Annotated in this window: 10 protein-coding genes; 2 read left to right on the forward strand and 8 right to left on the reverse strand. The window is 32.4% G+C overall.

The annotated features are described in order from the left end of the window. Positions 1–391: 391 nt before the first annotated feature. Both ACQH3L_RS02890 and ACQH3L_RS02895 read left to right on the forward strand, forming a co-directional pair. Positions 392–1,291 carry a DMT family transporter gene (locus ACQH3L_RS02890; protein WP_425384969.1) on the forward strand — a complete coding sequence of 300 codons (900 nt, stop codon included), beginning with the start codon at positions 392–394 and terminating at the stop codon, positions 1,289–1,291. 47 nt (positions 1,292–1,338) lie between these two features. Beyond that, on the forward strand, positions 1,339–2,646 hold the full coding sequence (locus tag ACQH3L_RS02895; protein ID WP_425384715.1) for a UDP-glucose dehydrogenase family protein: 1,308 nt from the start codon (positions 1,339–1,341) through the stop codon (positions 2,644–2,646). Positions 2,647–2,663: 17 nt separating this feature from the next. Here the strand turns inward: ACQH3L_RS02895 and ACQH3L_RS02900 are convergent, their stop codons facing one another. The 8 genes from ACQH3L_RS02900 to ACQH3L_RS02935 all read right to left on the reverse strand — a co-directional run bounded on the left by ACQH3L_RS02900 (position 2,664) and on the right by ACQH3L_RS02935 (position 13,681). Beyond that, positions 2,664–3,809 (reverse strand): MFS transporter, encoded by a 1,146-nt coding sequence (locus tag ACQH3L_RS02900; RefSeq protein WP_425384716.1) that lies wholly within the window; start codon positions 3,807–3,809, stop codon positions 2,664–2,666. 127 nt (positions 3,810–3,936) lie between these two features. Beyond that, positions 3,937–4,989, reverse strand: a complete 1,053-nt coding sequence (locus tag ACQH3L_RS02905; RefSeq protein WP_425384717.1) for a threonine aldolase family protein — start codon at positions 4,987–4,989, stop codon at positions 3,937–3,939. After that, positions 4,986–6,035 (reverse strand): threonine aldolase family protein, encoded by a 1,050-nt coding sequence (locus ACQH3L_RS02910; protein WP_425385009.1) that lies wholly within the window; start codon positions 6,033–6,035, stop codon positions 4,986–4,988. The genes ACQH3L_RS02905 and ACQH3L_RS02910 overlap by 4 nt, the downstream gene beginning before the upstream one ends. A 1-nt stretch (position 6,036) precedes the next feature. Then, entirely contained in the window at positions 6,037–7,812 is a 1,776-nt protein-coding gene (locus ACQH3L_RS02915; protein ID WP_425384718.1) for an ABC transporter ATP-binding protein, read from the reverse strand. Further along, positions 7,813–8,802: a phytanoyl-CoA dioxygenase family protein gene (locus ACQH3L_RS02920; protein ID WP_395461744.1), complete on the reverse strand. Its 990-nt coding sequence runs from the start codon at positions 8,800–8,802 to the stop codon at positions 7,813–7,815. Between the two features lie 4 nt (positions 8,803–8,806). Further along, positions 8,807–10,483, reverse strand: a complete 1,677-nt coding sequence (locus ACQH3L_RS02925) for a WG repeat-containing protein (protein ID WP_425384719.1) — start codon at positions 10,481–10,483, stop codon at positions 8,807–8,809. Continuing rightward, on the reverse strand, positions 10,444–12,771 hold the full coding sequence (locus ACQH3L_RS02930) for a glycosyltransferase (protein ID WP_425384720.1): 2,328 nt from the start codon (positions 12,769–12,771) through the stop codon (positions 10,444–10,446). The genes ACQH3L_RS02925 and ACQH3L_RS02930 overlap by 40 nt, the downstream gene beginning before the upstream one ends. Next, on the reverse strand, positions 12,728–13,681 hold the full coding sequence (locus tag ACQH3L_RS02935) for an NAD-dependent epimerase/dehydratase family protein (protein ID WP_425384721.1): 954 nt from the start codon (positions 13,679–13,681) through the stop codon (positions 12,728–12,730). The genes ACQH3L_RS02930 and ACQH3L_RS02935 overlap by 44 nt, the downstream gene beginning before the upstream one ends. Positions 13,682–13,776: the final 95 nt, after the last annotated feature.

Consider the following 13,776-nt stretch of genomic DNA (forward strand, 5'->3'; position numbering starts at 1 on the left):
CTGACTCAACTGAAGCATTTTCGTAAAGTTTTGCTGCTAATTTGCTTGTTTGATAACTTTCTTTAACGTCTTCACAGCTAACACTGAAAACACATATTGCTAATGCTAGCAGAGAAGCTAGTTGGTAAAATTGCCACAGCCGTCAGTACTCCCGATTACTTTTCCTGATAATGTGATAGTATTCGCAAGTATTATCATATATTACAAAAAAATCAGTTAGCATTTCTGTTTATTAAAATTATACAATAAAGCTGCACTTTATATAATACTTCTCAAATCATTTCTACTAAATATTTATGAATATGGTTAAACAGTAGATAGAGGAAAACTTGTCTAGTATTGATCTTTTTTATAGTAAAGTTATCTCATAAAATATTAAATTGGGAGTTTTATGGATCACAGATTAAGAGCTTATTTGCTTGGAGTTACCTGGTTTATACTTAGCTTACTTAGTAGTGTAGCTAATGATACTATATCAAAATATCTAAGTTTACATCTTCAGAGTTTTGAAGTAATTTTTTTCCGCTTTCTGTTTACCACTATTACCCTTGTACCTTTTATGCTTTACTATGGAATAGAAACTTTTAAAACAAGTCAAATATCTACTCAAATAACCAGGGGTGGGTTGTTGTTTTGTGGAATGACCTTATGGACTTACGGGTTGACTGTTTTCCCCATAGTAACTGCAACGATTATAAGTTTTTCTATACCATTATTTGTTATACTTCTTGCAATCCCTTTGCTAAACGAAAATATAATTTGGCAAAGATGGATAGTAACTGTTATTGGCTTTGTTGGTATTGCTATTACTACCAAAGCTCATAGTGAAGATTTTAATCCTAAAATTCTTATTTTTATTGTATCTGCATTGATCTTTGCTATATTAGATATACTTAATAAGAAACTTGTAATAAAAGAGTCAGTAATAAGTATGTTATTTTATTCAGCTCTAACGACAACTATTTTTGCTACTCCACCTTTGTTATTTTATTGGCATATGCCTTCCTTGTTGGAGTTAGTATTACTGCTGATTTTAGGAATAAGTTCAAACCTAATTCTGTTCTCCATGTTAAAAGCTTTTGCTCTTACTGATGCTACTGCACTTGCACCGTATAGATACATAGAGCTAATAATTTCTGCAATAGTAACATACGTTATATTTAATGAATTACCTGATAAAAGTGCTTTATATGGTACTTTGATATTAATACCATCAACCTTATTTATAGCTTATTCGGAGGGTAAGGCAATTAAGAAAAATAATGTAACAACAAAAGTTTATAATTGTTAATGGTATTTATTTTAGATGCTAAGCTATATTTTTAAGGTGATAATAAAATGCACATAACTATTATAGGAGTAGGGTATGTAGGCTTAGTATCTGGTACAATGTTATCTGAGCAGGGCCATAAAGTTGATTGCATTGACATAAATACTGAGAAGATTGAACTTTTGAAATCAGGGAAAATTCCCTTATATGAACCTGGATTAGCAGATTATTTAGAGAATAATATAAAGTCACAAAGGATAAGATTTTTCGATTCGTATTTTCAAATAAATCCCAATACAGAAGTAGTATTTATAACTGTAGATACTCCATCAGACTCTCTAGGAAATGCAAATTTAAAGAATGTATATAATGCAGTAAGTGAAGTTTCTGAGAGAGTTAATCAAGATTGCTTAATAGTGATAAAGTCAACTGTTCCTCCTGGTACTGGAGAAAATATACATAATTATTTATCTAATAAGGGCTATAACTTTGATTTGGGAGTTAATCCAGAGTTTCTCAAGCAAGGCTCTGCAGTATCAGATTTTTTATACCCAGATAGGATAATAATAGGAGTAAAAACTAAGCTAGCTAGAGCAAAACTAGAAGTTATATATAGATCATTTATAGATAAGAATATTCCGTTAATAGTCACTGATACAGTTACTGCTGAAATGATTAAATATGCTTCTAATGCTTTTCTAGCAACAAAGGTTGCTTTTATCAATGAGATGGCAGGTTTATGTGAGCTATTAGGAGCAGACATTGACCTTTTAGCTAACAGTATGGGAATGGACCATAGAATAGGTAAGGAATTTCTCAAAGCTGGTCCAGGATTTGGAGGATCATGTTTTCCTAAAGATTTGTCAGCTTTAATAAGGCTTGCTGAAGATCACAATGTCAAGCTACAAATTTTAAATTCAGTTAAGGAATCTAACTATAATCATATAACAAACATTGCTAAAAAGGTAGAATATGTATTAAATGGAGTCCAAAATAAAAAAATAGCAATATGGGGGCTAACTTTTAAGTCTGGTACTGATGATGTAAGAAATAGCCCAGCTATAGATATTGCACAATTGTTAGTGAATAACAAGGCTAAAATTACTGCATATGACCCAATGGGGATAGATAATGCTAGGCAAGTTCTAAAGGATATAGAATACGCGGACAATGCTATAGGGGCTGCAAGGGACGCGGAAGCCTTGTTATTGTTAACGGAGTGGAAAGAATTTAAAAATCAAGATTTTGCAAGTTTAAAGAGTATTATGGCTGCACCTAATGTTTTTGATTTCCGTAATTTATTAGATAGCGAGCTATTACTAAGATATGGTTACCATGTTTATTCCTTGGGTAAAAAATCTATCTACAAAGTTTAACTGTTGAGAAATTTTTTTTACACCGCTTTACTTAGTTTTTTTAGATCTTTGCTTGATAGTATGGAAAAGCAAACGAGTGCAACAACAGAGCAAATGGAAAAAAATGAAAACATAATACTGTTACCACAGTGCTTAACAAGTACTCCTAAGAGCACGCATGAAAATATTGAACTTGCAATATACCCAAATAATCCTGTTAAGCTTACAATTGCACATACATTATTTTGTGGAGCAATTTCTACAGCTATAACACCTGTCAGTACTTGCACTCCAAATATAAAGAATCCTGATAAGATTGCACAAAGGTTCATAAGAATTATGTTTTGACCAAAGTTCATTGCAATAAAAGTGAGTGCTATACCCAACATATAAAGTGATGCCAGCAAGCTTCTATTTTGAAAGAAGTACATATCACTAATTCTTCCTGTTATTAAAGTTCCAAGGATTCCACCTAAATCATATACGCCTGTTATTAGTGAGGATTGTACAAGAGAAATTTGTAATTTATTCTTTAAAATTATAGGAAACCAAAAGAAGATTCCCATTTTTATAATATAAGCACAAAAAGTAGCACAACATAGAAACCATATGGAACTTGTTACCTTGATACCTATTTGAGATTTCTGCACCTTATAATAGGTAGTAAAGTTGGCACTTTCTTTGTAATATGCTTTTAATATTGTATAAATTCCAAAAAGTAAGCATAAGAAACCAGAGTACAAAAATGCACTTTTTGCATTATATATTTTAATTATACTTGGTAATACAATTAAAGTAATACAAGAACCAAGTTGCTGAGATGCGCTCATAACTCCCCATGATGATGCAATTGAAGAGATGCTAGAGTTTGTAACCATAAACTTGGTAATAGCTGGCCAACCTAACCCTTGTGTCCAAGCTAATAATATTAATGTTAACAGTAATAAAGTTAGATTATTATATGATAAAGTTATACCAATGGTTAATAATCCAGTTGCAATATTGCATAGCCCAAACATAAATAATGGATTATTTTTGGAGTCCATGATTATTCCATTAACGAATTTTGATACTCCATAAAAAAAAGAAAAGCAGGCAAAAAAATAGCTTAATTTTACATGGTCAGTATCTATTAACAGTGGTAGAGCAATTGGTATACTTTGTCTTGATAAATAAAGCAGCATATATCCACAGAAGAATAGTAAATATTGAAAGAAGACAAAGTTCACACCTATTCCCAAATAGCTCTATGCAGATGCTAGCATAATACTATATTGGTATAATATTGTTTGACAAGAAGTTTGCAAACAATTAGTGGAGAAAATTACTTAGTATCTTTCTTATAGCAGATACAGTAGTATTAATATCTTCATAGCTTATATCTCTATGTGTTATAGCTCTGATTTTACCTTTGATGTTAGTCATTCTAATTCCATAATTTGTCATTAGTACGTTTATTAATTCTTGAGTAGATATACAATTAGTACGTAATGAAAAATACGCTATATTAGTTTTATACAGGTCGATATCAATTATAACTTGATCTATGGAGTCTAGGCCTTCTATAAGGTGCTGCATTTTTTTATGATCTTCTTCTAAAGAATTTACATTATTACGTAGAGCATATAAACATGCAGCTGAAATAATGCCAGCTTGGTGCATACCTCCGCCAATTTGAAACTTATAGTACCAAGCTTTTTCAATAAACTCTTCACTTCCAAGCAATATTGCGCCCATTGGAGCACCTAATCCTTTACTAAAATCAATGAATACCGAATCAAAATAACTTGCATACTCTTTTGGAGATATTTTAGTATGAGCACAAGCGTTGAACAGTCTTGCTCCATCTAAATGAGTGAATACGTCATTCTCTTTGCAGAGACTTGAGATCTCTTGAATATATTCTAAAGGCCACACAGCTCCACCACCAAAATTTGTCGTTTGTTCGATAGAAACAAGCCCAACTCTCGGAATATTTCTTAAACTAGGACGAGTAATAAACTCAACAATTTGTTCTCCAGTAAATATTCCTCTCGTACCTTTGATGGGCAAAGGAGTAGCATGTGCCTGGGCTGCGATCAAGCCAGATTGTACTATGAGTGGATGTGAAGTTTCATCAAGCAGCAAGTAATCACCAGGTCTTTGAATGTGTACTTTATAAGCAATTACATTGGACATCGTTCCTGAAATCAAAAAGATTCCTGCAGGTTTACCTAATATTTTACATGCGGTTGCCACTAATTCGTTCACAGTTGGATCTTCACATGCAGCTTCGTTTCCAACTTTTGCTTTAGCCATCGCTTCCCTCATTTTAGCTGAAGGGTCAGTGTTTGAATCGCTAAAGAAATCTATTTTTACTCTCATATTAAATTTAACACAACCTCCTTTATAATTTCAGCAGCTTTCATGATGTCTGTTTCCTTTGTGCCAAGATGGGTAACTGCTCTTATATGAGACTCGAGCCAAGGAAAAAGCAATAAACCATAAGCTTGGCACTTACTCAAGAAAACCTCATTAGTTACATTTAGTGTTTTTATACTAAAGCTTACTATATTAGTTTCTGGATAAGGTAGTACCAGTTTTATGTGTGGAATTTCTTTAATCTTATCTGCAAGTAATTTAGCGAGCTTATTATCTTCTTTAAGCCTAGAGATATTATTCTGTAGTACGTATTTTGCTGCATTAGCACAATACCCTATCTGATGATAACCACTACCTAGCCAAACCTGTAGCTTTTTAGCCCTTTCAATTATCTCTCTTTTACCCATAAGCATTGAACCAAAAGGAGCTCCAAGTCCTTTAGTAAAAGAAAAGCTCATTGTATCCACGTATTTAGCATAATCTGCTAAAGCAATATTCGTTTCGATATGAGCATTAAATATTCTTGCACCGTCTAAATGAAGATTTACATTGTGAGCTTTTAAAAAGTTATATAACTCAACTTGTTTTTCAAAAGGATAAATTTTACCATTAAACCCATTTATACTATTTTCTATAGAAACAAGACTCACCTGAGCAAAAATTTTATACCTCGGCTTAGAATTAATAGCATATTCTACTTCATCAACATCTAAGATTCCGCTATTATTTCTAATGCAATTAAATACGATATTATTTACTTTTGCATTGCCTGCGCTATCGAAAAAATTAACGTGATAATTATAATGAGTTATGAGTTCATCACCAGGACTTGTTTGACTGGCAATGGCTAATCTATTTGCAAGCATACCGCTGGTTACAAATAATGCTTCTTCTACTTTGAATAGTTGTTTGCAATATTCTGATAAGTCATTACAGCTTTTGTCTTCACCATAAGCAAAATCTCCAACAGTTGCATTACTTATTGCATGTATAACGTTGAAGCTCTGCAGAGTTGTAGTGTCACTTCTCAGATCAATAATTTTTTCCATCTTATTTCTTGCCATTCAAACAACCAATTTGAGCATTCCAAAGTTCTTTATAAAGACCGTGCTTAGAAACTAGTTCAGCGTGTTTACCATCTTGGACAATTTTTCCTTTGTTAAATACTAGAATTCGGTCCATGTGTAAAAGTGTAGAAATACGGTGTGCTATAGTAATCGTAGTTTTATTTTGCATCAGTTTAAATAAACTCATTTGAATTGTTTTTTCTGTTATAGAATCTAATTGACTAGTTGGTTCATCAAGAAATAATATTGGAGCGTTTTTTAAAAATGCCCTTGCTATTATTATTCTTTGTCTTTCTCCTCCAGATAGCTTGATACCTTTTTCTCCGACTATAGTTCCATATTGATCTGGTAGAGTCATAATGAAATCGTGAATACCAGCCAGCTTTGCAGCTCTCATTATTTCTTCGATAGTAGATTGAAGTTTACCATATATGATGTTTGCTAAAATAGTATCATGAAATAACAATGGGTCTTGAGGTATTACAGATATTTGTTGCCTCAAAGAACTCTGTGTAACTTCTGATACTATTTGATTATCAATCTGTATATTACCTTTTTTAACATCAAATAGCCTTAGAATTAAGTTTATAAAAGTAGATTTACCACCTCCAGAATAACCAACTAGACCTACCTTTTCGCAAGGATTAATGGTCACTGAGAAATCTTGAAATAATGGCTCCTGACCTTCATAAGAAAAAGAAACATTATTAAACGTTATTCTTCCACTTAATAAATTTAATTCTTTAGCATTTTCCTTATCTTGAATTTCTGGTACGGTAGTCAAGATTGGCAATGCATCTGAAACTTTGCCGAAATGAGTAGAAAATTGGGTAAGATTCCTAGTTAGATGGTTAAGAAACTCTATAATCGATATATTAATTCCAAGTACAAGAGCAATATCTCCTATTGCAACCTTGTTCAATTGATAATCATGAATTAAAAAATACAAGTTTACTGCTTGAAGTATATCGAATGAATATCCATATATAAACCAAAGACAAAAGTATGCCCATTGTAATTTTCTCTCTGCAATAGTTCTTTTCTTGCATATTTGAAAAAATTTGTGTCTCTCATGTGCTTGCTGAGAAAATAACCTTACTGATATAACATTTAAAATACTATCTGCTATACTAGCTATTACTTGTGAGTTTTGTTTAGAGTAATTATCAGCTAGTTCAGTAAGTACACGAAAGCTGAAAATCGATACTAAAATAAAAATGCTTACCCAAGTGAATGTGGCGATTGCAAATTTTATGTTTACTAATGATAAGGTATAAATAGCTAAGACTAATGCTATGCTGTAACCGAAAAAACAATCTATAAGCAATCTTATTAACTCTATCACACTATCCATTAAGTTACTGACCTTATGTACTAAGCTTCCAGATAAATTGTTCTGATAATAGGAATGGTCTTGCTGGAGTAGCCTACAAAAAGACATATCAGCTATCTTTTGACGCATTAAGGTAAACATTCGAATGTCAACAAAATAGCCATAGAATCTAAAAGCAGTAGTGATAAGTAATGCCATACCAAGATAAGCGCTTACAGGTAATAAAAGATTCTCAATTACATTACCTTCCTGATATTTTACAGCTGTATCTAGAATATTTTTTACTAAATACTTTCTAAAAGACAAATCAACAGCTACCACCAGGGCAACTAAAGACATTATAAGTACATTAAGTTTGAATTTAGATACTATATTCAAGATGAACATCAATACACATTTGAAGCTATCAACTCTACTTCTGTTCATTTATAATGCTAGCTCCACTACGTTGACTTTTTTATTGAGAAATACAAGTAGTGAAAACCATAAATTTTTGTATATTTTTCCTGAGATGTCTCCAGCATCATGTAGTGCTGATGCTTGATTCAGAATAAGTAGCTTATATAAATCTCGCTTAGCCTCAGTAGTGTCGATCTCAGAAATATTTGTAGTTGTGTCTGTAATAAAGGCTAACCAGCTCTTAATAAGTTCTTTCATGTTTTTTGCTTTTATACTTTCTTGGTAGCCAAATAATGACAAGCATTCTCTCAGTATAGATTCTGTTAACTCACCACAATTGAGTATACCAAAAACTGAAGGCTGAGGTTTTGGCACATAGGGAAGGTCTTGATCTTTTACAATCCACCTTGTTACATAAGCAAATCTATCTTTAGCATCTGTATTCTTATCACTACCATGCCATAACCGTGAATCAAAAACTATCGCATCTCCTGCTGAAATAGGTAGTGACTTAATTTTATAATTTTCTCGGTTATTTGAGTACTGATCAAAAAAATATGGGTACCAAAAATCAACTAAAGGCTGTATTTCCCATTTATGACTGTTTTCTATAATTTGCAGTGCACCTGAAGTTTCACTTACATTATTCAAAGCTAACCAAACGGAAAAGTGGTAAGGATCATTGAAACTATAGGAGATGTCTTGATGGAAGGGAACTGCATCTATTAAATCAGCAGTTTTACATATAACATTTGATTTTTTCTGCAGTATCTGACACTGAAGTGACTTTTCAAGGTAATTTTTAATAATTTTATCTAATGCTTGAGAGATAATTCTAGTTACTCGAGATGACGTGCCCCATCTACCGGTACAGTTTAAGTAGTCAGAAGTTGAAACACTTAGTTCTTGGGATAGCTCTGATATCTTATTTGTTATATCACTTAAAGACTGAGTTATTAGCTTTAAAGGAACCAGATTTTTGATAATAAAAAAACCATTTTTTTGTAGTATTTCCATATGATTAATACCTGACATCAATGACTGATAAGTAATCTGTTAAAGGCACAACAGCAAAAATTTTGAATCCTTTTACTTGTTTTAATATTTTTTCCCAATCGCTTAATGTTCTTAGTTTACCTCCTGTTTCAACCATTACATTAATATCTACAGAGCCTCCAGCTGGAGAGCGGTAATCTAAAATAGTTTCTATCAATAAAATACGAGATATTCCTTTGACCAATTTTAAATAAGACAATACTTTATCATCATCATAATGCTGTAGAAAGCGGCAAAAGACACCTAATTCATAATTTGTAGCTGATAGTTTTTCCTGAGTTATAAGTTTGACTTTTAAATTTTCTACTAACTGTCTTGGCACTTTATGTTCGTTATATAGGCCTATAGAACCTTTATTGTGTATATCAGAATAAGCAAGAAATAAAGAGTGTACACCAAATAGCAATATATTCTTAGCACCATCTATATTAATCCTAGAATTAAACTCTTTAGTATCAAATCTAGAATATCCTAGCAATGCTTGGTAAAACGCTATTTTCTTATCTTCTGATGCTTCTCTTTCCTTAAAAGATTCAAATGAAGAGATTGACTTCTGTTTTAGTATATCGGCAATCTTTAACCAATTCCTTTCAGCGGCAACTCTTGCCCACATTGTTGCTGCTTTTGGCAAAAATGGTATTTCCTTAAAACACTTACCTTTTGATGATAGTTTCCATAAGTCCTCGTCCTTATCGTAATCAATAAACCCTATTTCCCACAACGCCCTTAACAGCCTTTCTAGATTTGGAACGATAATATTTAACTTTTGAGATAAAACTGGCATAGTTGCAGGTAAGATATTTAACAAATCAAGTTCAATAGCAACATTTGCGAGGTAAGTTTTCCAAAAGGCTGAAAGTTCTGCAGAAATCCTATGCACTTGAGATTCTTTACCTAAATCAAAAATACTAAACTTTACATTTCCGGTAATATCGATTTGTCCTAACACACCTTCAAAAGTTTCAACTTTTGCCATCCCATTATAGAATGCTTCTACCATTTTAAATCTCTGCTGGTAAACAGGATCACCATTAATATCTATATGAAACCAACCATGTTGATCTTCTGCAATAGAATACCCTTTATGAAAAACATTAAGTTTTTTATACCATTTATTATGTACTAACTTTCCATGATGATTAATATGTGTAGCTTTACCATCCTTATAGACTACAGCGATACCATCCTTAAAATCTCCAACATAATCATACTCCTCCTGATAAATCCTGTTGCCATTTAAATTAATATGAAAACATTTATCATGTCTTCTAACTACACAAGCATCTTCCTGATAATTTCCAATCCATTGATAAGACTGTTTGTATACTCTACATCCAGATGAATCAATATGGTAACACCCTGTATCATCTTCTACGGCTGCTCTATTAAAGTAGAATCCAAAAGTTTTTAGAAATCTATTATGATAAACTGCTTCTCCTCTTACATTGATATGATAAGCACCTGTCTGATCATAAACCGGTGCAAGACCGGGCTCATGAAATTTACCAACCTTTATAAACCTATTTTCATACAAAGGATTTCCTAGCAACTCGTGAAACCTCTCACACGGTGAAATTTTAATAGATCTAAGATTATCTTTGATTAATTGATCAAAGGTTTTCTCATGTTGCATGTTTTGCATAATTTGTAATTTAAATAATTCTTTTGTAAGCTTAGGTACTCACTACTCTGCCATATTTCCTCGAGTTTAACCTCATTAACATTACCAAAATTTCCTAATGTCTTACGGAGTTCATCTGGGGCACAGCAAGGACTAAACTTTCCTTCATTGTTTATCCATGCTTCTTTACCTAAAAATGGGCATTGACCACCTGGAGCCAAATCCTTAATACCTTCTTGAGAAAGAATTGTAAAATTTTCTAATTTTATCTTTTTACCATTTGGTAATAGCATATTATCTCTAAGCTCATATAACCTTCTCACCTCTGTATTCCATCTACTAATTGCTAACTCATCTCTTCTCATAGATAGATCCTTAATTTCCTCAAAATGTGCCCAAAGATGATGTCCTTTAACTCTATCTATGCCATTTTTTATGGCCATCTTAACTATGTCATAGAGTTCATGTAAATTACTTTCCAAAAATGTTAATTGTAAAGTAACGGTACACCTTTCACCTGTATCGCTAAAGTATTTATCTCTAACTTCAAGGAAAGTTTTTAAATTTTCTGTCACTACTTCCCATTTTGAACCTTTCATGATTCTTTCATGAGTTTCTTTAGTTGCCCCATTCCAGGAAATCTTAACATCAGATAAAATTGGTACCAGTAGTTCAGCCCATTTTCTAGCTCCTTTAATAGGAAAAGAACCATTGGTCGTGAGGTTAAGCTTCAGGCCGAACTCATGGCACAAATTAATTATTTCATCAAAGCTTTTATACATTAAAGGCTCACCCATAGTAGAAGGAATGATTTCCCTTAAAGGTGTGCCAGCTGCTTCCTTAATTACTTTTCTGATAGTTTCTATCGACAGTATCTTAGGTTTTATTCCTTTAGCTTTCTTTTCTTCTTTAACTTTGCTGTATGGTGAAAAACATTCGCACATTATACAAGCAAAATTGCAGTAATCTGGATTAGTATCAAAAGTAATTCTCCAAGGACCTGGTTTCACAGCTACTGATTTGCCTTTCTTTTCAATAGCATTACGGTAAATCTTGTTAAGTTTCTCAGTATGCTCACTTATAGAAGGTATATTTCCATTTTTAGTGTAAGGATAGCCTTTTTGGGTAAGTTTACTATATAACTCCTGATCTGTAGATAGGATTTGCATTTTTTCTGATAAACTACTTGCATCTCTGTGCTTAAACAACAGTCCATCTCTTACATATTCTGCCATGCCACCATAATCGGCTGTTATAACTGGTATTCTAAGTTGCTGTGCTTCATGTATTACTAACGGTGAATTTTCACCCCAAATTGAAGGAACGACTATTGCATCAACTTTATTAAATACGTCAGTAACTATATTCTTATTATCATAACTTCCCATCCACTCTATTCTTTCTTTAACAACAGGTGAAAACTGATTGGCAATCGCTTTTAAAGCTTTAGTTTCTTCTCTTGCTGCTCCCCAAATTCTAAGTTTTACTTTAGATGATAAATGAGAAAAAGCTTTCAATAATAGATCAACACCTTTTTCGGGAGTATGAGTACCAATATAACCGAAAATAAACTCTTTTTCTTGTGCTCTATTTCTATTCTTAAGACGATTGAGATCAAAACCATAATCAAGATAAGAAATTTTGTTTATCGGAACATTAAAATCCTGAATAAATTTATCCATCAAGAATTTCGATGGGGAAATAAAGTAATCTATATAGTCTATTATTTTCCTTGTGTGCTTCATTCTAGTTGCAACCCATTGTTCCCAATAATTTAGGTCTGAATTCAGGAATTCTTCATCTCCTGTAAAATATCCTTTGTAACATTGGGTTGCACATTTTTGATCCTTTTGTCCATCACAGAGCCGTAACAAATCTTCAGAATTGCGTTGAATAAACCTTCCTCTTGGACACATTAACCAAAAGTCATGTAGCGTAAAAATTGTAGGTATATTTTCTTTAAAAGCAATTTCTGGTAAAGTAATTGATAGATGATTAAGATGACCAAAATGTATAAGATCTGGCTGAAAGTTATCTATTACTCTTTTAAATTGTATATCTACTTCTTCATTGATAAATTTGTAACGATATTTAGCTATGGGTATATTAATTAAATGCAGTAAGATTCGAGAATCACTACGATCTAGGACTGTAGTGTAATAAAAATCAGGTAAAAAGCTATTTTCATACCTAGTAAATACTTGTACCTCATTGTTATTTGCTAGTTCATGAGCAAGAGTTTGGCTATAAACCTCTGAACCAGCACTATAATAAGGAGGGTAACCATGAATAACTTTTAATATTTTCATATATTACCATATCTATATTGTTAGGATATTCTTTTGTACTGTTTTGCAGACTTTTTATAAATTTACTTAATCCTATTTCTAATGAATACTTTGGAGACCAACCAAGTAGCTCTTTAGCTCTAGTAAAATCACCATGGAACTTAGTTACGTCAAAATTTCTTGGAGGATAAAAATCAATTCTAGAATCACTTTTCGTGACTTTTAATATTGTTTTTGCTAAGTTTTCTAAAGTACATGGGCTATTAGTAGTAAGATGAATAGCAGGAAGAGAAGATTTTTCGCTTTGTAAATATTGAACAGTTAAGCATATACCCTCTATAACATCATCCAAATAGGTAAAATCAAAAACACATTCTTTACCTTCTATTTTAATTGGATCACCTCTTAATGCATTAATACAGAGTGCAGGAATTACTCTACTGTTATGATCTAGTAAACCACCATATACATTTGAAAAGCGTAATATTGCTACATTAAAATCTTTTAAACTTGTTATTTGTTCCTCAATAAATGCTTTGCCTTTGGCATAATTATTTATTGGATCGATACTAGCAGATTCTGTAACCGGCAGTTTCTTCTGCTCTCCATAGACTTCCCTACTACTTGCATATATAAACCATGGTTTATTTGGAAGTGACTTACATAACCCTAAAAACTGCATTGTACCATCAACATTAATTTTTTGACACAGTGCAGGATAAAGTTCACCATGTACCACTCGAGAAATTGCAGCCAGATGAATAATTCCTGTACACTTAGCAAGTAGTGGTGCTATATCTTCTGAAAAAAAACTGAGTGGATTGTTGCGAAACCTAATATCACAGCTTATTACTTCATGGCCTTGGTTTTCTAACTTTTTCACCAAAGTCGACCCTATCAAACCTGCAGCACCTGTTATTAATATCCCCATGTATACCCTCTACTACAACTAGGAAAATTTGTCGTACCAATTATCTTACAAGTAAGAATCAAAAGGTATTATAAAACCAGTATAAAACAAATGTC

The organism is Wolbachia endosymbiont (group A) of Sturmia bella (genome assembly GCF_964030905.1).
GTDB lineage: Bacteria > Pseudomonadota > Alphaproteobacteria > Rickettsiales > Anaplasmataceae > Wolbachia > Wolbachia pipientis.